The organism is Amycolatopsis vancoresmycina (assembly GCF_000716785.1).
GTDB classification, from domain to species: domain Bacteria; phylum Actinomycetota; class Actinomycetes; order Mycobacteriales; family Pseudonocardiaceae; genus Amycolatopsis; species Amycolatopsis vancoresmycina.
Genome location: NZ_JNYY01000002.1, coordinates 22551 through 42424 on the forward strand (window position 1 = coordinate 22551; position 19874 = coordinate 42424).

The 19874-nt window shown below is 70.5% G+C and carries 19 protein-coding genes and 2 tRNA genes; 11 read left to right on the forward strand and 10 right to left on the reverse strand.

The features are described 5' to 3' along the window. The first annotated feature begins 17 nt into the window (after window positions 1-17). The 3 genes from OO60_RS05635 to OO60_RS05640 all read left to right on the forward strand — a co-directional run bounded on the left by OO60_RS05635 (window position 18) and on the right by OO60_RS05640 (window position 5697). Window positions 18-3005 (forward strand): AfsR/SARP family transcriptional regulator, encoded by a 2988-nt coding sequence (locus tag OO60_RS05635; RefSeq protein WP_003078144.1) that lies wholly within the window; start codon window positions 18-20, stop codon window positions 3003-3005. An 838-nt stretch (window positions 3006-3843) separates the two neighbouring features. Further along, window positions 3844-4365, forward strand: a complete 522-nt coding sequence (locus tag OO60_RS46915) for a hypothetical protein (RefSeq protein ID WP_162186944.1) — start codon at window positions 3844-3846, stop codon at window positions 4363-4365. 297 nt (window positions 4366-4662) lie between these two features. Then, entirely contained in the window at window positions 4663-5697 is a 1035-nt protein-coding gene (locus OO60_RS05640; protein WP_003078146.1) for a tyrosine-type recombinase/integrase, read from the forward strand. Window positions 5698-5782: 85 nt separating this feature from the next. Here the strand turns inward: OO60_RS05640 and OO60_RS05645 are convergent. From OO60_RS05645 to OO60_RS05665, 5 genes are all read right to left on the reverse strand, one after another. Next, window positions 5783-5856: transfer RNA gene (locus OO60_RS05645), tRNA-Arg, on the reverse strand. Window positions 5857-5897: 41 nt separating this feature from the next. Then, window positions 5898-5987: transfer RNA gene (locus tag OO60_RS05650), tRNA-Ser, on the reverse strand. 65 nt (window positions 5988-6052) lie between these two features. Further along, the gene (locus tag OO60_RS05655; protein ID WP_003078149.1) at window positions 6053-7768 is read right to left on the reverse strand and encodes a phosphatidylglycerol lysyltransferase domain-containing protein; all 1716 of its coding nucleotides are present in this window, start codon (window positions 7766-7768) and stop codon (window positions 6053-6055) included. 37 nt (window positions 7769-7805) lie between these two features. Continuing rightward, window positions 7806-9785, reverse strand: a complete 1980-nt coding sequence (locus OO60_RS05660; protein ID WP_003078152.1) for an acetoacetate--CoA ligase — start codon at window positions 9783-9785, stop codon at window positions 7806-7808. Between the two features lie 85 nt (window positions 9786-9870). After that, the gene (locus tag OO60_RS05665) at window positions 9871-10500 is read right to left on the reverse strand and encodes a dienelactone hydrolase family protein (RefSeq protein ID WP_003078154.1); all 630 of its coding nucleotides are present in this window, start codon (window positions 10498-10500) and stop codon (window positions 9871-9873) included. A gap of 135 nt (window positions 10501-10635) precedes the next feature. On the opposite strand from OO60_RS05665, the gene hisC reads away from it, so the two are divergent. The 3 genes from hisC to OO60_RS05680 all read left to right on the forward strand — a co-directional run bounded on the left by hisC (window position 10636) and on the right by OO60_RS05680 (window position 12829). Next, entirely contained in the window at window positions 10636-11691 is a 1056-nt protein-coding gene (gene hisC / locus OO60_RS05670) for a histidinol-phosphate transaminase (RefSeq protein ID WP_003078157.1), read from the forward strand. An 89-nt stretch (window positions 11692-11780) separates the two neighbouring features. Next, complete coding sequence (locus OO60_RS05675) at window positions 11781-12653, forward strand: DUF5753 domain-containing protein (RefSeq protein WP_003078161.1); 873 nt, start codon at window positions 11781-11783, stop codon at window positions 12651-12653. Continuing rightward, window positions 12650-12829, forward strand: coding sequence for a DUF397 domain-containing protein (locus tag OO60_RS05680; RefSeq protein WP_003078164.1), 180 nt, complete (start codon window positions 12650-12652; stop codon window positions 12827-12829). The genes OO60_RS05675 and OO60_RS05680 overlap by 4 nt, the downstream gene beginning before the upstream one ends. On the opposite strand, the gene OO60_RS05685 is transcribed toward OO60_RS05680, so the two are convergent. The 3 genes from OO60_RS05685 to OO60_RS05695 form a co-directional block, all read right to left on the reverse strand. Continuing rightward, window positions 12822-13592, reverse strand: a complete 771-nt coding sequence (locus OO60_RS05685; RefSeq protein WP_003078167.1) for a sulfite exporter TauE/SafE family protein — start codon at window positions 13590-13592, stop codon at window positions 12822-12824. The genes OO60_RS05680 and OO60_RS05685 overlap by 8 nt on opposite strands. A 61-nt stretch (window positions 13593-13653) precedes the next feature. After that, complete coding sequence (locus OO60_RS05690) at window positions 13654-14016, reverse strand: VOC family protein (protein WP_003078170.1); 363 nt, start codon at window positions 14014-14016, stop codon at window positions 13654-13656. Further along, window positions 14013-14624, reverse strand: a complete 612-nt coding sequence (locus tag OO60_RS05695) for a GNAT family N-acetyltransferase (protein ID WP_003078173.1) — start codon at window positions 14622-14624, stop codon at window positions 14013-14015. Before OO60_RS05695 ends, OO60_RS05690 begins: the two co-directional genes overlap by 4 nt. A 55-nt stretch (window positions 14625-14679) precedes the next feature. On the opposite strand from OO60_RS05695, the gene OO60_RS05700 reads away from it, so the two are divergent. From OO60_RS05700 to OO60_RS48165, 3 genes are read left to right on the forward strand one after another with little or no spacing between them, the layout of a single operon-like run. Next, window positions 14680-15363: a FadR/GntR family transcriptional regulator gene (locus OO60_RS05700; protein WP_003078176.1), complete on the forward strand. Its 684-nt coding sequence runs from the start codon at window positions 14680-14682 to the stop codon at window positions 15361-15363. Next, complete coding sequence (locus tag OO60_RS44430) at window positions 15363-16028, forward strand: class I SAM-dependent methyltransferase (protein ID WP_003078180.1); 666 nt, start codon at window positions 15363-15365, stop codon at window positions 16026-16028. The genes OO60_RS05700 and OO60_RS44430 overlap by 1 nt, the downstream gene beginning before the upstream one ends. Before the next feature lie 14 nt (window positions 16029-16042). Continuing rightward, complete coding sequence (locus OO60_RS48165) at window positions 16043-16174, forward strand: hypothetical protein (RefSeq protein ID WP_276204570.1); 132 nt, start codon at window positions 16043-16045, stop codon at window positions 16172-16174. Here OO60_RS48165 and OO60_RS05710 read toward each other — a convergent pair. Next, window positions 16171-16668 carry an FBP domain-containing protein gene (locus OO60_RS05710; protein WP_003078185.1) on the reverse strand — a complete coding sequence of 166 codons (498 nt, stop codon included), beginning with the start codon at window positions 16666-16668 and terminating at the stop codon, window positions 16171-16173. The two genes, OO60_RS48165 and OO60_RS05710, sit on opposite strands and share 4 nt — an antisense overlap. Window positions 16669-16732: 64 nt before the next feature. Between OO60_RS05710 and OO60_RS05715 the strand changes: the two genes are divergently transcribed. Beyond that, window positions 16733-18277, forward strand: coding sequence for an adenylate/guanylate cyclase domain-containing protein (locus OO60_RS05715; RefSeq protein ID WP_244885488.1), 1545 nt, complete (start codon window positions 16733-16735; stop codon window positions 18275-18277). On the opposite strand, the gene OO60_RS05720 is transcribed toward OO60_RS05715, so the two are convergent. Further along, window positions 18207-19193, reverse strand: a complete 987-nt coding sequence (locus OO60_RS05720; protein WP_033260980.1) for a beta-ketoacyl-ACP synthase III — start codon at window positions 19191-19193, stop codon at window positions 18207-18209. The genes OO60_RS05715 and OO60_RS05720 overlap by 71 nt on opposite strands. Before the next feature lie 200 nt (window positions 19194-19393). Here OO60_RS05720 and OO60_RS05725 point away from each other — a divergent pair, with 200 nt between their 5' ends. Then, a complete protein-coding gene (locus OO60_RS05725; protein ID WP_003100743.1) occupies window positions 19394-19867 on the forward strand; it encodes an Lrp/AsnC family transcriptional regulator in 474 nt (157 codons plus the stop codon). The last annotated feature ends 7 nt before the right edge of the window (window positions 19868-19874 follow it).

Below are 19874 nucleotides of genomic sequence, written 5' to 3' on the forward strand. Positions count from 1 at the left end.
GCAACCGGGGAGGTGCTGTGCAGGTACAGGTGCTGGGGCCGGTGCGGGTGTGGCGGGACGGCGAGGAACTCGACCTCGGTCCGCCGGGCCGCCGGGCCCTGCTCGGGGTGCTCGCCCTCGCCAGGGGCCGGGCTCTCCGGCGGACCACCCTGGTCGACGCGTTGTGGGACGGCACGCCGCCACCGAGCGCGACGAACATCATCCAGACGCACGTGAAGCACCTGCGACGACTGCTCGACCCGGAGCGGCACGCGTACGCGCGCAGCCAGCGGATTCCCACGGTCGGCGACGGGTACGCCCTGCGGATCTCCCCGGAGCAGAACGACGTCGAGCGGTTCTACCGCCGGCTGCAGGCCGCGGAGCAGGCGCGCCTGGCGGGCCGGTCGGACCAGACGGCGGCGATGCTGGGCGAGGCACTCGGGTTGTGGCGCGGGCAGCCACTCGCCGACCTGCCTGCGCTGGGCGGCCATCCGACCGTTCTCACCCTGTTCGAGGCCCGGCGTGACGCCGTGCTGGCCTACGCCGAGGCGTTGCTCGCCACCGGAAGCGCCGCCGAGGCGTTGCCGGTCGTCATCGAGGAGACGGCGACGCACCCGCTGGACGAGGCCCTCGCGGCCGTGCTCGTCCGGATGTACACGGCGGCCGGGCAGCGGGACAAGGCGTTTTCCGTGTACGACGCGACCCGCAGGCGGCTCGCCGCGGAACTGGGCGTCGCTCCCGGCCCCGGCCTGGCCGAGGCGCACGCGATGCTCGTCAAGGAAACACCGGCGCCGGCAACGGTGGTCCGGCAGGCCGAGAGCTCGGCCGGCCGCCTGCTGCCCGCCCACCACCGGAGCGGCCGCCCCTCGGCACCGCTCAAGCAGCACCTGGGGATCGGCACCGGCGCACCGCTGCGGCAGGGGCACCACCGCGTCCGCACCGCCGAGCCGGACGGGGCCGGGCGGGCACCCGTCCCCCGCCAGCTGCCCGCCCCGCCCCGCCCGTTCACCGGCCGGGTCGCCGAACTCGCCGAACTCACCGCGGCGATGCGGGACCAGGCCGAGCCGGGCCGCACCGTGGTGACCTCCGCCATCGGCGGCACCGGCGGCATCGGCAAGACGTGGCTCGCCCTGCACTGGGCCCACCGGCACATCGACCGCTTCCCCGACGGGCAGCTGTTCGTCAACCTGCGCGGCTTCGACCCCACCGGGGATCCGCTCCCCGCGCAGACGGCGGTGCGCGGATTCCTGGCGGCGCTGCACGTCGAGCCCTCGGCCATCCCGGCCGAGCTGGACGCGCAGGTGGGGTTGTACCGCAGCCTGCTCGCCGGCAAGCGGATGCTGCTCGTCCTGGACAACGCCCGCGACCTGGCCCAGCTCGAGCCGCTGCTTCCGGGCAGCCCGGGCTGCGCGGTGCTCGTCACCAGCCGCAACCGGATGTCCGGGCTGGTCACCGCGCACGGCGCCCACCCGCTGACGATGGACGTGCTGCCCGAATCCGCGGCCCGGCAGCTGCTGCAGGCCCGGATCGGGACCCAGCGGCCCGCCGCCGAACCCGGCGCGGTCACCGAACTGGTCGCCTGCTGCGGCGGATTCCCGCTGGCGATGGGCATCGTCGCCGCGCAGGCCCTGGCTCACCCGCAGTTCCCGTTGGCGGCGCTGGCCGCCGAACTGCGTGACGCCGCGACGCGGCTGGCCGCCCTGGACGACCCCGAACAGGGCGCGGGCGTGCCGGCGGTGCTGTCCTGGTCCTGCCGCGCCCTCACTCCCGGGCAGGCACGGGTGTTCGGCCTCCTCGGACTGGCGCCGGGGCCGGACATCGGCCTGCCCGCCGCGGCCGCCCTCACCGGCCTGCCCCTCGACGAGGTCCGGCGGGAGCTGCGGGCGTTGGACCAGGTTTCCCTGGTGCACCAGCACGTTCCCGGCCGGTGGCGGATGCACGACCTGGTCCGGCTCTACGCCGCCAACCGGGCCCGCGAGGACCAGCCCCCTGCCGACCGGGAGGCGGCCCTGCGCCGGGTCGTCGCCTTCTACCTGCACACGGCCGACGCCGCCGACCGGTTCCTGGACCCCCACCGGCCGCCCATCCGGCTCGATCCGCCCGCGCCCGGCTGCCTCCCCCACCCGCTGCCCGACGCCACGGCGGCCCTCGCCTGGTTCGACACCGAGCAGGCGTGCCTGCTGGCCGCTCATCGCGTCGCGATCTCGAACGAATGGCACCGGACGGTCTGGCAGCTGGCCTGCGCCGTCTACACCTTCCACTTCCGCCGGGGGCACCGCCACGACCTGCTCGCCGTGTTCCAGGCCGGCGCGAGCGCCGCGGAGCACCTCCCCGATCCCGTCAGCCAAATCCGCGCGCACCTGCGTCTCGGACGTGCCTACGCCGATCTGGGGCGGCTCGACGAGGCGATCGACCACCTGCGTCGCGCCCTCGCCGTCGCCTGCCTCCACGACGACCGCGCCAACCAGGCGCTCGCCCACCACGCACTCGCGCGGGCCCGGGAGCAGCGCGGTGAATCGCGGCCGGCCCTCGAGCACGCCACGCACGCCCTGAACCTGTTCCGCACCCTCGACGATCCGGTGTGGCACGCCGCCACGCTCAACCTGGTGGGCTGGATCTCCGCCCAGCTCGGCGAGTACGAGCAGGCCCGGCGGAACTGCCAGGCCGCGCTCGTCCTGCAGCGCCGCCACCAGGACCTCGACGGTGAGGCGATCACGTTGGACAGCCTGGGCTACATTGATCACCACACCGGCCGCAATCGTCAGGCGGTCTGCCACTACCAGCAAGCTCTCACGCTGCGCCGGGCTATCGGCCACACCTACGAAGTCGCCAGGACCCTCGACGCGGTAGGCCGACCGTACGCGGCCCTCGGCCGGGCTGATCGGGCTCGCGCGGTGTGGCGGGAGGCAGTGGAGCTGTACCGGCAGCTGGGCCGCGGCGAGGACGCCGAACGGGTGCAACGGCAAGTGGCCGGCCTGAGCCTCCGGATCGCTGCTTGCTCGGGCCGGTCATCGGGCTCAGGGTGAAAAGCACAACAGGCCCAGCTTCTCCCGGAGGAGGACCCCTGACCTTCTGATCCGACGTCGATCAAGACCAACGGTCATCCTCGATCGTTATGCGACGTCATCTGCACAGATGCGGGCCTCCAAGCCATCGGTACTACTCACAGACAGGCACTGCTAAGCGTTGGTTACTGGCTATACCGGCAACTGAGCTCAGGCAGATCGCGAGCAGCGCGAGAAAGCTCGTCGCGCCAGACAGGCAACGACTCGCGCGTTAGCAAGGGCCAACCTGGCCGACAATTTGGTGAATCAAATCCGATTCAGTCTTGACACACTGTTCTTACAAGAACGAGACCGACATCGTGAAACACAATCCGCCAGCATGGCGACAACCCTATAGATCAAAAAGTTCGGAGGGAGGGTTCTTGCCGCAACCAAATTGGAGTCGCGATCGCGACAAGAAGCCGCCCCCAAGACTCCTTGAGGATGATGAGATCCTGACGCAGTACGGTCAAGCGCTGCCTGGCCTCATGGACTTCAGGGGGCAACCCCGTTTCAGCAACGGGGAGGAAGACGTCTCCATGCTCGTCGGGAAGCATACGGTCAGAGAGGCCATGGCGTACGTATGTGCTCACAAGACGTGTGGACCGCATGACGCAGTGAGATACTTCGAGGTAGGAGCGTTAAGAGCGGCAGGGTATGATGTTCGTCACACTCCGAGCGCCCGCATCCCGTACCATGTGAGTGTGAAGTCACCCGAAGGGTGGAACGCACAAGACTGGTGGAGCTCGCAAGGAGAGCCCATGCTGGAGCTCCTGGTCTTAGACGGCACTCATACCAGCGCAGAGGAGGAGTAGAGCCCATGGACACACTGGGAGGCAACGCGCCCGGCCTGGACAGCAGGCCGTGGCTTGCGACTGCTCCAGACGGAGTGGAGCTGAGCTCCTTCAATGGGCGGCCTAGCGCCGGGCTCGTCGCGACCGACTTTGGGGCACTTCTGTTCTGGCAATTCTTCGGACATGGTTCGGACATCGGCTTGTGGCTGTACCTTCCTCTCACTGACGAGGAAGCTGAGTACGTAGTAGACCATCCCGAAGAGCCGCTGCTCGAAGGAATCCACGAGCAACTTGAGGGCCGGCAGGGAGTACTCGCGTTGAGTAACGCAGGTTGGGTGCAAGCCCGTGGCCCATTCAACGTTGCACCCCAGAAACCTGGCTCCTCGCTAGTTACCCAGATGCTTGAGGCGCTGTCTCTCGGCTTGAACAGGGCATATAAGGCCAGGACGCGCTCAGGACGCGCAGTGGAATTCGCGAGCGGTAGTGAGAAAGTTACTAACGCGGCAAAGGCGATGGTGCACGACACCTTAACGGGCTGCCCGAGCTAGCATTCCCCCTACAAGCGGGTGGCCCTTCGGCATCTCGTCGACCTGGCGTAGCCCGATCACGCCGGGTCGAGGGGACTCATCCACGGCGCCCGTAGCTAATCTGCTGAGTCGCCTCCTTGACCCGGCGTGATAGCCCGTCAGGAGGTCGACGGGATGCCGTTGGCCGCACACGAACGTGACTTCCGTGGATTGCTGGCCATCTCGGAGACCTGGCCGTTCGGCGAGGACATCTCTTGTTCAGCGTGACGTTCGCGGCCCCGCCGGCGCGGTCGGACGAAGGAACCCGCCCGGGACGCCGTGCGCGAGGCAGTCAAGGCCAAGGTGACACGCACGGCCGGGGCTGAGCTGACCGCGCACAGCCTGTTCGAGGACGTCGCTGCCGCGTGGCTGGCGGAGCACCGCAAGGACGCTGAGATGGGCGTTTTCTCGTTCACCTCGGTGGACAACCACTGGTACAACCTCAAGAACCACGTGTTGCCGGTGCTGGCCAAGCTCGAACTGATCGAAGTGGAAACGCCGGTGATCAACCGCCTGTGCCAGGCCAAGCTCAAGGCTCACAGCTTGAGCCTGGCGCGTCAGGTCCGGGCCGTGATCAGCAACGTGATCACCTTCGCGATCAACGAGGGGTTGATCAAGGTCAACCCGGTCAAGGACGTCGCCCCGCTGCTCGAACGCCGGGCGAAGAAGGCCAAGCCGCGTACCTTGACCACCGAGGAGCTGTTCGACTTCTTGGGCAAGCTCGACACCGATGAAGAGGCGATCGCGGCCGACCTGCCGGATCTGGTCCGCGGCTTCCTGGCCACCGGGGAGCGACGGGGTGAGCTACTGGGGGCCGACTGGCCCGACTTCGACGAGGAGGCGAAGGAGCTGCAGGTGAGCGGCGGCCTCACCCAGGCCCGCGGCAAGGGGACGACCAAGAACGGAGGGAAGACGGGGAACGCCGAGCGGGGTATCCCGCTGCCGGACTGGTATGTCGTGATGCTGGTGGACCGGCGCGACCGGCTCGGGGTGATCAACCCCACCGGGCCGATCCACTGCAACAGCCGGGGCGGGTACCTGAATTTCCAGAACCTGACCAACCGCCACTGGCTCCCGTTCCGTCGGCGGGCTGGCTACGAATGGGTGACCTTCAAGACCCTGCGCAAGACGCTCGCCACGCTCCTCGATGAGGCCGGCCTCACCGCCCGCCAGATCGCCGACATCCTCGGGCACGCGCACCCGTCGATGACCCAGGATGTCTACATGGGCCGGAGCCAGAAGTCCCGCGCCGGCGCCGACGCGCTCGGGTCGCTGCCCCTGGGGAAAACTGGCAATAAACCGGCAACCGGCTGACTACAGCCGGGACTACCGGTAGGGGCAAACAGCAAAGAACCCCCTGTCACCAGGGGGTTCTTTGTACTGCTGTCTCAACCAGACGTGCGCCCGAAGGGATTCGAACCCCTGACCTTCTGATCCGTAGTCAGATGCTCTATCCAGCTGAGCTACGGGCGCGTGTTCAGTTGTAACCTAGCACCCGGCGAACCGAGTACCAGCGGAGGCTCCGGGATTTGAACCCGGGAGGGGGGGTTACCCCCAACCGCATTAGCAGTGCGGCGCCATAGACCAGACTAGGCGAAGCCTCCTGGGCCCAACGACCACTGCTCAGATAGGTTACACACCCCCGAATGCCCCTCGAAGAGCACCCCCCTTAAGCCCGTTGCAGCAGTCTGAGCAGGCGCGGAGAGCGGCCGCCCAGGCCCTCGGCCTCGAACGTCGCGATGCCCACCCGCGGGAGGTCGCGGACCTTCGGGTACACCAGATACCTGGGCACCCAGCGCGGCTGGAACTTCGCGTTGAAGCGGTACAGCGTCTCGATCTGGATCCAGCGCGAAAAGAAGTGCAGGACCTTCGCCGACATCCGCGCGACCGGGCCCGCGCCGATGCGCTGGCCCTGCTCCATCAACGCCCGGAACGCCGCGAAGTTCAACGAGACCTGGGTGACGCCGTGGCGGCCCGCCGACAGCAGGAGTTCCGAGATCATCAGCTCGTTGACGCCGTTGTCGGCCGTGCGGTCGCGGCGCATGACGTCCAGTGACAGGCCCGTCGTGCCCCACGGCACGAACTGGAGCACCCCTCGCACGCGGCCGCCCTGCTCGGCCGTCACCAGCACCGAACCCGGGTCGCCCATGCGGCCCAGTGCCATCGAGAAGCCGCGCTCGGTGTCCGTGCCGCGCCAGTTGGCCGCCAGGACCGTCAGCTCGTCCAGCTCGCCCGGGCGCAGGTCTTCCGCCCGGCGCACCAGCACTTTGTAGCCCGCCCGTTTCGTCCGGGCCGCGGCCTGGCGGACGCCGCGCATCGTGCGGCCGTCCAGGGTGAAGCCCGCCGCGTCGACCACCGCTTCGTCGCCGATCTCCAGGACCTCCAGGCCGAACCGGGCCCAGACCGTCGCGCCCAGCTCCGAGACGCCCATCGCCGCCGGGGTCCAGCCGTTGCGCCGGCAGACCTCCAGGTACTCCTCGATCGCGCCCGGCCACGCCTCGTGGTCGCCCAGCGGGTCGGCCGAGCACAGCGCCACCCCGGCGATCACGCGGTAGGTGACCGCGGCCTTGCCCGTCTTCGAGAACACCGCGAACTTGTCCCGCCGCAGCGCGAAGTAGCCGAGCGAGTCACGCTCGCCGTGTTCGTCCAGCAAGCGGCGCAGGCGCGCGACTTCCTCGTCGGTCAGCCGCGGCGCCGGCTCGGCCGAACGCAGCAGGAAGTACGCCGACACCAGGACCGCGGCGAGGCCGAACAGCAGGCCGACGGCGGCGGTGAGGTCCTCCATCCACATCTGGTGGAAGACCGCGGGCCCGCTGGCCGCGACCAGCGCGAGCGCCGACTCCGCGAGCCGGTCGCCGAAGCCCATCGGCTCCAGGGCCGCGCGCGGCGCCACCGACAGCAGGATGACGTTGATCACGAACCCGGCCAGCGCCAGCTGGACGAACACGCGCACCGCCCGCCAGCGCCCGACCACCGGATCCGGCTTCGCCACGAAGTAGCGCCGGTTCGCGATCAGGCCCACCAGCAGCACCACCGACACCAGGCCGGCGCCGAAGACGTGCTTGAGCCCCAGGTGCGACATCGTGAGCAGCACCGTCGCGCCGACCGCCAGCTGCCAGGCCCGGCGCTTGCGGCGCCGCAACCCCGCGGCCAGCAGCACCAGCAGCACGCCCATGACCAGCGCCACGGTCGCCGCGGCGACCGTGGCCTCCTGCGGCAGCTCCAGCCACTCCGCCAGGTGCCCGCGCAGGCTGCGCCGGCCGGCCGGGATCAGGATCGAGCCCAGGGTCATCAGGCCCGCCAGCCGGGTCACCCAGGTGATCACCCCCACGGTGGTGGCCCCCGCCACCTTCCAGGTGATCTGCGCGCGTGTCCCCGTCACCACCTGTACAACCCGCCGTGGATGATCATGCTTCCCCCATCTACCCCCCGGCGAGCTCCACGAACGGCGCCAGCGCCGCCGGGTTGGCCAGCGCGTCGCGGCTGACGGCCCGGTCGGGAGCCACACCGGCGAGGATCTTCTTCACCGGTACCTCACACTTCTTACCGTTCAAGGTACGAGGAATCTCGGAAACCACGACGAACCGATCGGGTACATGGCGCGGTGACAGTGCGCTACGGAGCTCCTTGCGCAGGCGCGGCTCGACGTCTTCGAGCGCGACACCGCCGGCGAGCACCACGAAACAGATCAGCTGGCCGTCTTCGTTCCCGGCCGCCGAGGTGTCCACGACCAGGGAATCCGCGATCTCGTCGTAGCCCTCGACGACCCGGTAGAACTCCGCCGTGCCCATCCGGACGCCGCCGCGGTTGAGCGTCGAGTCGCTGCGGCCGTAGATCACCGCCGAGCCGCGGTTCGTGATCCGGATCCAGTCGCCGTGGCGCCACAGCCCGGGGTACATCTCGAAGTACGCCTCACGCAGGCGCGAGCCGTCCGGGTCGTTCCAGAAGAACACCGGCATCGACGGCATCGGTTTGGTGATGACCAGCTCGCCGACCTCCTCGACGACGGCCTTGCCGGCCTCGTCGAACGCGTTCACCGCAGCTCCGAGCGCCGGGCAGGACAGCTCGCCGAGCCACACCGGCACGTCGGGCGCCGACGCCACGAAGGCCGCGCACAGGTCGGTGCCGCCGGACACCGAGCAGATCTGGACGTCCCGCCCGATCTCGTTCACGATCCACCGGAAGCCTTCGACGCTCAGCGGCGCGCCGGTCGAGCCGAGCGCGCGCAGCCCGGTCAGGTCGTAGCGCTCGGCCGGCTTGAGGCCGGCCTTGAGGCAGCTCTGGATGAACGGCGCCGACGTCCCGAAGTAGGTGACGCGGTGCTGCTCGGCCAGGTGCCAGAGCGCGTTGAGGTCCGGGAACCCGGGGCTGCCGTCGTAGAGCACGATCGTGGTGCCGACCAGCAGGCCGGAGATGAGGAAGTTCCACATCATCCAGCCGGTGGTGCTGAACCAGAAGAACCGGTCGCCGGGCCCGAGGTCGGTCTGCAGCGCGAGGGCCTTGAGGTGTTCGAGCGTGATGCCGCCGTGGCCGTGCACGATGCCCTTCGGCAGGCCGGTCGTGCCGGAGGAGTAGAGCACCCACAGCGGGTGCGCGAACTCGACCGGCTCGAACAGCAGGGGCGCGCCCGCGTGCTTTTCGAGCAGCTCGGCCCAGTCGAGCGTGCCGTCCATCCGGCCTTCGCCGACGTACTCGACGAGCACGGTCGCGGCCAGCGACGGCAGCTGCGCCTGCAGGTCGGCGAGCGTCGTCCGGATGTCGAACTGGCGGCCGTTGTAGGCGTAGGCGTTGACCGCGAAGAGCACCTTCGGCTCGATCTGGACGAACCGGTCCGCGACCGCCCGGACGCCGAAGTCCGGCGAGCACGACGACCAGATCGCCCCGATGCTCGCCGCGGCGAGGAACGCGACCAGCGTCTGCGGGCAGTTCGGCGCCAGCGCGACGACCCGGTCGCCCTTGCCGACGCCGAGCTCCAGGAAGGCGGCCCGGGCCGCGGCGACCTGCGCGCGAAGCTCGCCGTACGTCAGGTGGCTCGCGAAGCCGTCTTCGCGGTGGAAGATCACCGCGGTCTCGTCGTCGGCCTTCGCGGCGCCCGCGACGCCGGGGGTGAGCGCGTGCTCGGCGTAGTTCAGCGTGCCGCCCTCGAACCAGACGGCGTCCGGCATCCCGCCGGAGAGCACGTCACCGGGCTGGTCGTGCCAGCGGACGCCGAGGAAGTCCGCGACCGCCGCCCAGAAGTCCGGGCCGCGGTCGACGGAGAACTCCCACAGCGAGCGGTAGTCGTCCACCTCGACGCCGCGCTCGGCGCGCAGCCAGCGGCGGAAGGCGTCGATCTTGGTGTCGGCAACGTGGCCCGGCTCGGGGCGCCAGAGCACTTCGGGGGCGTCGGCGGTGTGCGTCACGTCCCGAGCCTAATCCCTCGGATCGCGATGTCACTGTGGTTCGAACCGACACGGAAACCGGGCTGGCGGTGTGGACCGCCCACACCTACCGCAGGTGCGCGTCGAACCAGTTCAACGTGCGCTGCCACGCCTCCGCGGCCGCGCCCGGGTCGGCGTCGAAGCGGTGGTTCGCGCCCGGGTAGTGGACGACGTTCGTGGCGACCTTCGCCGACGCGGCGGCGTCACGCAGGCGCTCGACGTCGGCACCGCCCGCCTCGTCGCCGGCGTCGCCGTACATGCCGAGCCAGGGGCTGGTGAGCTTCCCGGCGATCTCGACCAGCGCGGGCAGCTCGGCGGCCTGCTGCCCGCCGACGCTCACGGCCGCGCCGAGGCGGCGGTGCGAAGCGACGACGAGGGCCGCGGTGCCGCCCAGGTCGAAGCCCATCACGCCGAGCAGGTCGCCCTGGACCCCCCGCTCGACCAGCCAGGCCAGGGTGAGGTCGGTCGCGTCGAGGAGGTCCTGCTGGGTGAGGTGGTCGTTGTCGAGGTGCGGGGTGACGGTCAGCCAGCCCTCCGTGGCGAGGCTCGCGAGCAGCAGTTTCACCCCGTCGGTGACGCCGTCGGCCTCGTGCAGCACCACCAGGCCGCCGCGTAGCGCGCCTTCGGGTTCCGAGAAGGTCAGGCGCAACGTGGGGCCGTCGGTGCGCTGGTAGTCCGCGGTGGAGGTCGACGTCATCCGTTCACTCAATCACTTCGAGGTGAACGGGAGGAAGCCCGGCCCGCACACAGTCCGCCGGAAGGGAGTCGCGGGGCGGACGGCGGAAAAGATACGGTGACCGGGTCGTCCCGTCGATTTCCAGGAGCGCCGAAGATGCCGTCCGTGTCCCCGCGTGCCGATCTCGAATCGTTGCCGAAATACGTCCCCGGCCGGACGATCGAAGGCGCGATCAAGCTGGCGAGCAACGAGGTGCCCGGCGGCGCGCTGCCGAGCGTCGCGCAGGCGATCGCCGAAGCCGCGGCCGGCATCAACCGCTACCCGGACACCGGTTCGCAGGCCCTGCGCGAGCGGCTGGCCCGCGAGCTGGACGTGCCGGTGGCGCACGTCGCCATCGGCTGCGGCTCGGTGTCGCTGTGCCAGCAGACGATCCAGGCGGTGTGCGCGCCCGGCGACGAGGTCATCTTCGGCTGGCGCTCCTTCGAGGCGTACCCGATCGTCACGCAGGTCGCGAACGCCGTCTCGGTGAAGGTCCCGATCACCGAGGGCCAGGAGCTGGACCTCGACGCGATGCGCGCGGCGATCACCGACCGGACGCGCGTGGTCTTCGTCTGCAACCCGAACAACCCGACCGGGACGGCGGTCCGCCGCGCCGAACTGGAGCGGTTCCTGGCTTCGGTGCCGGAGCACGTGCTGGTGGTGCTGGACGAGGCGTACAAGGAGTTCGTCACCGACCCCGAAGTGCCCGACGGCGTCGAGTACACCCGCACGCGGTCGAATGTGATGGTGCTGCGGACGTTCTCCAAGGCGTACGGCCTCGCGGGCCTGCGCGTCGGGTACGCGGTGGCGCCCGAGCCGATCGCGGACGCGCTTCGCCAGGTGTACGTGGCGTTTTCGGTGAACATGCTGGCCCAGGTGGCCGCGCTGGCGTCGCTGGACGCGGCCGACGAGCTGCTGGAGCGCTGCAAGGAGATCGTCGCCGAACGCGGCCGGGTGCGGGACGCGCTGATCGAGGCGGGTTACCAGGTGCCGGAGACGCAGGCGAACTTCGTCTGGCTGCCGCTGGGTGACGACGCGGTGCCGTTCGCGGAGCACGCGCTGGACCGCAAGCTGGTGGTGCGCCCGTTCGCGGGCGATGGTGTCCGCGTGACCATCGGGACCCGCGAGGAAAACGACCTGTTCTTGGCTGCGGCGCGGGAGTTCCGGCAGTAGCTTGCCGCGGTGGCAAGGCGGCGTCCGATGGGTTGATGTTGCCGTGGCGCTGAGCCGTTCCCCGCGGGGGACGGCTTAGCTTTCCCGGCATGAGCGAGCGAGACCGCGATTCGTCGGCGACGGGCCGCGAAGTCGGCGACGAGCTGAAGCGGTTTCGCGTCGGCGCCGGGCTGCTGCTTTCCGATCTCGCGGACTTGCTGGGGTGTTCGGCCAGCAAGATTTCGCGGATGGAGAGCGGGGTCCGGGGTTACTCCGAGCTGGACGTGACGATGTACCTCGCGAGCTGCCGGGCTTCTCGCGAGGACGTGGTGCGGGTGCTGGATCTGGTGCGCGAGCAGACGGACGGGTACCGGATCCGGCCGCATCGGGAGCAGCTGCCGGACGAGCTGCGGTCGCTGATCGTCACGGAAACGCAGGCCACCGAGATCATCATGTTCGAGCCCCAGGTGATCCCGGGCATCTTGCAGATCGAGGAGTACGCCCGCGCGGTTTTCCGCTGGTTCGGTCTCCACGATGAGAGCGGTATCGATCTCCGGGTGAAAGCCCGGCTGAGCAGGCAGAAGTTGTTGCGGCGGCGGGATCCGCCGCGGTTCACGTTCTACATCCAGGAGGCCGCAGTCCGGGCGGCGGTCGCCAAGGATCAGGTCATGCACGAGCAGATACTCCACCTCGTACTGACAGCCTCGTCGGAGCATTGCGTGATCCGGGTGGTGCCGGAGACTGCCTGCCCGGCGGGTGTGCTCGGCGCGGCCTTCCGGATCATGCGCTACAACGACACCCAGCCCGTGGCCTACGTCGAAAACCAGACCGCGAGCTTGTTCTTGGAGGACGCGGCCGACTTGGAGATATACCGCCACGTGCTCAAGCAACTGGCCGGTCGTGCCCTGAGTGGAGGACAATCCCGGGAGTGGCTTGCCGCCTTGGCAAGCGAGTACGACCGAGCGAAGGACGAAACGCGATGACCTCCCACAGCCGGTCCTGGCGCAAGAGCAGCTACAGCGGCGGCAACAACGGAGACTGCGTCGAGGTCGCGCTGAACACCGAGCTGGTCGGCGTCCGGGACTCGAAGGCGCCCACGTCCGGAGAGCTGGCGCTCCCGGCCGAAGCCTGGACCACGTTCCTCCGCGAACTCAGCTGAACTGCTTGACCACCAGCTGAATCACCGCGGCAACACCGATCACCACGATGACGCCACGCAGTACCGTCGGCGGCAGCTTCCGCCCGATCTTCGCGCCGAGGAAGCCGCCGGCGGTCGAGCCGACGGCCAGCCACAGCACCACAGCCCAGCTGACCGGCGCGACGAAGGCGTAGATCACCCCGGCGACGACGTTCACCACCGCAGCCAGGACGTTCTTCACGCCGTTGAGCTTCTGCAGCGGCTCGGACAGCAGCATCCCCATCACGGCCATCAGCATCACGCCCTGCGCGGCGGTGAAGTACCCGCCGTAGATGCCGATGAGGAAGATGAAGAACATCAGCAGCGGCCCGGGCTTGTGCTCTTCACCGTTCTCTTCGCGCCGCTTGGCGACCCAGCCGGACACCTTCGGCTGCACGATCACGAGGATCACGGCGAGCCCGACCAGCACCGGCACGACGGCTTCGAAGGCGTCCTTCGGCAGCGAGAGCAGCAGGATGGTGCCGCCGATGGCACCGAGGAAGGACGCGACGCCGAACTTGACGACCTGCGGCCAGTAACCCTTGAGCTCGTGCCGGTAGCCCCAGGCACCACTGAGCGTGCCGGGCGCGAGCCCGATGGCGTTTGACGTCGTCGCCGTCACCGGCGGATAGCCGAGCGCGACGAGCACGGGGAAGGTGACGAGCGTCCCCGAACCGACGACGGCGTTGATGGTCCCGGCCCAGATCCCGGCGACCACGACGATCAGCGCGTGCCACCACGTCATGAAGCAATCACGTGCGGAGCCTAAGCATCGTGGGCCGCTCCCGCGACGCAGATGTGTCAGGTCAGACAGTCACCTCCGGGGTGAAGACGCAGAACTCGTTGCCCTCCGGGTCGGCCATCACCTCCCACTCGGTGTCACCGCCGCGCTCGCGGACCAGGGTGGCGCCCATCGCCACGAGTTCGGCCGGGTCGCCGAAGACGTCCAGGTGCATGCGGTTCTTGACCGCCTTCGGCTCCGGCACCGGGTTCAGCCAGATCAGCGGCCCCTTCCCGACGGGATCGACGATCGGGACCGGCCAGTCGTCCGGGCGCGTGCCGCCGGTCAGCGAGTCGCGGCGGACGTAGCCGAGCGCGCGGCACCACCAGTCGGCCAGGGCCTGGTGGTCGTTCGCGTCGAGGGCGAGGTCTTTGAACCGCGCTGTCATGCCGCTCCCTCCGGAACGTGCGCCGGGACGACGTCGGAGACCACGCGCCAGCCGAGCGCGCGGTACTGCCCGCGCCCGGCGGCCGTGGCCAGCAGCACGCCCACACGAGCACCGGCCGCCTCGCCCAGGCGGTGCATCACCACGCGGCCGAGGCCGCGGCGGCGGTGCTCCGGTTCCGTCTCGATCTTGTCGAACACAGCGACCCCGCCGGCCACCGCGACCCGGCCGCGGGCGGCCGGAGCCGCGCCGGACGAGACCAGCACGTCCCACCTCGGGCCGTCGGCGGTCACCCTCACCGAGTAGCCCGGCGGCGCCTCGGCCGGCGGCACGGGCCCGTCGAACGCCATCAGGTACTCCGTCTCCCCCGCCGTCCACGCCGGAGTCAAGCCCGCCAGTACCTCCGCCCGCGGGCCGCACGTCTTCAGCCACGTGCCGGGCGAGGCCACCGCGGCCGCCCGCGCGGACACCGCCGCCGGTGCGCGCAGCAGGTACCGCACCCGGTGCCCGGGCAGGCCGACGTCGACCCGGTAGCCGTCGGGCTCCGGGACCGGTGGTGGGGTCGCCCGGGACACCGCCCAGCCGCGCACCCACGCCTCGAAGTGGTCCATGCCGTGATCATGACAGCCACCCCCGACAGTTTCCGCGAGCTGACAGGATGAGGCCGTGGACACCGAGCAGGTCTGGAGCGCGACCGTCGACCGGCTGCGGGCCCGGATCGACTCCGGTGACCTGCCGCCCGGCTCCCGGCTGCCCGCCGAGCGCGTCCTCTGCGAGGAGCTCGGCATCAGCCGCGGCTCACTCCGCCAGGCGCTGCGGGTGCTCGACTCCATCGGGTACGTCCAGATCCGCGCCGGCTCCGGCACCTACGTCCGTGAGCAGCAGGAACAGCCGTTGCGCACCTGGTTCACCGAGCACGACCAGCTCGTCGAGAAGCTCTTCGACCTGCGCGCGACCGTCGAACCGACCCTCGCCGAACGCCTGGCCCGGCACGCGACCGCCCGGACGGTGAGCCGCCTCGAAGACAACGTCGCCGAGATGGCGCAGGCCGCCGAAGACGGCGACATGCTGCACGTCATCGCCGCCGACGCCGAGTTCCACCGGGTGATCGCGCAGAACGCGGGCAACGACGACGTCGCCGGGCTGCTGCGGTCGGTGCTCGCCCTGGTCGGCGAGGAACGGCGGGCCGCGCTGCGGCTGCCGGGCCAGATCCGCAAGGCCGTCGCCGACCACCGCGCCATCCTCGACGCCATCCGCCGTTCCGACCCGGCCGCGGCCCGCGAGCTGACGCTCAAACACCTGGTGGACGCCAAGACCTACGCGCACGACTACGCCGCGGAGGAGAGCTGATGGAGAAGGTCCACTTCACCGCGGAAAAGGCCACCAACCTGGCCACCCTCTACGGCCGAGCGCTCGACTACCGCAGCGCGCACCCGATCCTCGGCGACAAGGCGGCCGACGACGCCGTCCGCCGGATCGACCACGACTTCACCAAGATCGGCATCTCCCCCGACCGCGCGGTCTCCGTCGTCCTGCGGGCGAAGCCGATCGACGACTGGGCCGCCGAGTACCTGCGCGCCCACCCGGACGCGATCGTGCTGCACCTGGGCTGCGGCCTGGACACGCGGTTCCAGCGGCTCGCACCGCCGGAGACCGTCCACTGGTACGAAGTCGACTACCCCGAGGTCGTCGAGCTGCGCGAGAAGCTCTACCCGAAGGCGCCGAACCAGTCGCACATCGCCTCGTCGGTGACCGACTTCGGGTGGCTCGACCGGGTGCCGTCGGACCGGCCCGCGCTGATCGTGGCCGAGGGCCTCACGATGTACCTGAAACCCGAGACCGGCACCGAACTCTTCCGGCGGCTGGCCGCGAAGTTCCCCTCCGGTGAGCTGATCTGCGACCTCTTCAGCCGGGGCGCCATCAAGAGCCAGAAGATCAACACGCCGGTGCGCAGGGCGGGGCGACGCTCTACTGGGGTGTCAACGACCCGCGTGAACTCGAGCGCTGCGGCCTGACCCTCGAGTCCGCTTTGGACGCCGGGCACTGGGCGAGCCCGGACGTGCTGGCCAGGATGGGCCCGATCACCCGGTTCCAGCTGCGGATGCTGAAGGTCTTCCCGGCCCTGGCCCGGACCGCGCACATCGTGCGGTACCGCTTCTAACGCGACTCCAGCACCCGCGCCACGAACTTGTGCAGCTTCTCCTCCAGCCGCCCGGCGCGTTCCTCGACCGTCAGCGATTCGTACGGCTGCGGCACGTCCGGCTTCAGCTCGCCGCGGACGTACTGGCTGCACGCCAGGTTCCCGCACGCGTAAGTGCCCAGCGTGTTGCCCTCGCGGCCGGCCTTCCCGGCCCGGCGCGCCGAAAACAGCGTGATGTCGGCGAGCCCGTGGGTCGTGGTGCAGAAGCCGCAGATGTTGCTGCGCAGCCGGGACTTCGGGGGCGCGGCCGCGCGCAGGGCGAGCCCGATCACCTCGCCGCCGTAGGGCAGCACGAGGTACGCGCGCGCCGGTGCCTTCGGGTCGCGCCAGCCGAGGAATTCGCGCCGGTCCCACGGGATTTCCGACGGCGGGGCGGGCAGCGTGACCCCCTTGGCTTCGCCTCGGGTGCAGTTGACGAACGAGGCCCGGATTTCGTCCTGGCCGAGTGGCTCCATGATCCGCACGGTAACCAGCGGCCACCGGCGGTGGCCACGCATTTTCGGCCGTACGATCAAGTCCGTGCGCAAGATCGCCGTGAAGAACGTCCGGGTGGTGTTGCGCACCAGCCTGGGCTTCGCCGGGCTGGGCATCGGCTCGAGCGTCGCCGGCTCCGGCGTCGTCGCGCTGCTCCTGCTGCTGCAGGGCCTGCCCAGTGACGTCGGGGACCGCGGCTGGCTGCTCGGGCTGACCGCCGCCGGGATCGTCGCCGGCTCGCTGCTCGCCGGGACGCTGTGGACGGCGTGGCTGCAGCGGCGCACCGCGATCTGGTTCGTGCTCGGCCGCCCGCCGTCGGAGAGCGAGGCGCGGCGCGCGCTGCGGCTGCCCGTCGACATGGCCCTGGTCAGCGGCACGCTGTGGCTCATCGGGACCGTTGTCCTGTCCGTGCTCGCCGGGGTGCTCGGCTCGGGCGACGACGCCGTCGGCATGGCGACCGTGATCGGGCTCGGCGGCCTCACCACCGTCGGGCTCACCTACCTCGCCGCCGAGTGGGTGGCGCGGCCGGTGATGACGATCGCGCTGGACGTCCTGCCGCCGCGCGGGTCGCTGCCGGTCACCGTGCTGACCCGGCTGATCGTCACCTGGGCGCTGGCCAGCGGCGTCCCGTTCGTCGGCGTGCTGCTCGTCGCCACGCCGCCGGACCTGGGCTCGGGCGACCACACCGCGAGCCTGGTCATGCTGTCGGTGATCGGACTCGGCGTCGGCGCGATCGGCACCGCGCTGCTGGCCAGGGCGGTCGCGGCGCCGCTGCACCGGCTGCGCGTGGCGCTCGACGAGATCGCCCGCGGCAACAACGACGTCACGGTCGACGTCGACGACTCCAGCGAGATCGGCCGGCTCCAGACGTCGGTCAACCAGCTCTCCGCCGGGCTGCGCGAACAGGCTCGGATGCGGGACCTGTTCGGCAGGCACGTCGGCGCCGACGTCGCCCGGCACGCCCTCGAATACGGTGCCTCCCTCTCGGGCGATGTCCGCGAGGTCACGGCGTTGTTCGTCGACGTCGTCGACTCGACCGCGCTCGCCTACCGCACCCCGCCGGAGGAGCTGGTCGGGAAGCTGAACCGGCTGTTCGCCGTCGTCGTCTCCGCGGTCAACGCGCGCGGTGGGCTGGTCAACAAGTTCCAGGGCGACGCCGCGCTGTGCATCTTCGGGGCGCCGACGCGGCTCGCGGACGCGCAGACGGCCGCGCTGGCCGCGGCGCGGGCGATCCGGGACGCCGTGCGCGAGGCCGGCGAGCTCGACCTGGGCATCGGCGTCTCGAGCGGGCCCGTGTTCGCCGGGCAGCTCGGCACCAGCAGCCGGCTCGAATACACCGTGATCGGCGACGCGGTCAACGAGGCCGCGCGGCTCACCGAGCTCGCCAAGGCGGTCCCGTCACGGGTCCTCGCCAGCGACGCCGTCGTCTCCGCGGCACTGCCCAGCGAAGCCGCCTACTGGGAGAAGCACGGCGAGCTTGAGCTGCGCGGCCGCCAAGCGGTGACGCCCACCTGGACCCTCAGAGCTGACCCAGATCCGGCCAGCGCAGCACCGTCGAACCCCAGGTCAGGCCCGCGCCGAACGCGCTGAGCAGGACGCGGTGGCCGGGCGCGAGGGTCCCATCGGCGCGGGCGTCGGCCAGCGCGAGCGGGATGGACGCGGCGCTGGTGTTGCCGACCCGGTCGATGTTGGCGACCACGGCGTCGGCCGGCATCCCGAGCTGCTTCGCCGTCGCCTGGAGGATCCGGATGTTCGCCTGGTGCCCGACGAAGCGGTCGACGTCGCCGACCATCCAGCCCGCGCGCTCCAGGACGGTGCGCGACGACTCCGCCATCCGCGCGCAGGCGTGCCGGAAGACCGCGGTGCCCTGCATCGCGAGGAAGCGGTCGGCCGGGGTGTCGGAAAGCCGCTTCCGGGCGCCGCCCGCCTCGACCCACAGCAGTTCGGCGTGCTCGCCCTCGCTGTGCAGGTCGAACGGCCCGAACGCGCCGGGCTCGTCGGCGTCGCCGGCCCGCAGGAGGACCGCGCCGGCGCCGTCGCCGAAGATCGGGACGGTGGTGCGGTCGTTGGGGTCGACGAGCGTGGTGAAGGTGTCCGCGCCGACGACGAGCACGCGCTCGGCCAGGCCGCCCGCGATGAACCCGGCCGCCGTGGCCAGCGCGTAGACGAAGCCGCTGCACACGGCGTTGACATCAAATGCGGCCGCGGTGCCGAGCCCGAGCCGGGCGGCGACCTGCGGCGCGCTGGCCGGGCAGGGCTGGTCGGGCGTGGCGGTGGCGAGCACGACGGCGTCGGCGGAGCCGCCCCCGAGCGCTTCGCGGCCCGCCGCCACCGCAAGATCCACAGTGGACTCCCCGGGCCCGGCGACGCGGCGCTCGCGGATCCCGGTGCGGGTCCGGATCCACTCGTCCGAGGTGTCGAGCCGGGCGGCGATTTCGTGGTTGTCCAGGACTTTCGTCGGCAACCACGAACCGAGGCCGGTCAACACGGCGGCAGGTGCGGGCACGGGAGAGCCTCCCCACGCCGGCGGGTAGGCGGGCGACCGGCTGGTCTACCACTTCTATGGGCTACCCCCTGGTAGACCGGCCAGTTGTGTTCCAGGTCACGAAGAAAGTTGTTTCATCTTCCCCCCGGAGGGAGTAGTGAGCGACATCACGGAGGGGTGAACGCGGGCGGATTGTCGGGGGTGCCGGTTAGCCTGCTGAGGTGCCGACACCCGACCTCGACCAGCTCGACATCGCCATCCTCGCCTGCCTCCAGGCCGACGCCCGCACCATCGCCGAAACCATCGGCGCGAAGGTCGGGCTCTCGGCCGCGGCGGTGCAACGGCGGATCAAACGGCTGCGCGAAACGGGCGTCATCGAGCGCGAGGTGGCCGTGCTGTCCCCGGCGGCGCTCGGGCTCAGCATGACGTTCGTGGTGATGGTCGAGATGGAGCGGGAGAACCTGGCGGTCCTCGACGCGTTCCGCCGCCAGATCCTCGCCGACGACTGCGTGCAGCAGTGTTACTACGTGACCGGCAACGCGGACTTCGTGCTGATCGTGACGTGCCCGGACATGGCGGGCTTCGAGGCGTTCACCCGGCGGATGTTCTTCGACAACCCGAACGTCCGGCACTTCACGACGAGCGTGGCGATGGACCGGGTCAAGGTCGGGCTCACGCTGCCGCTGGAGCCGTAGGTCGCCG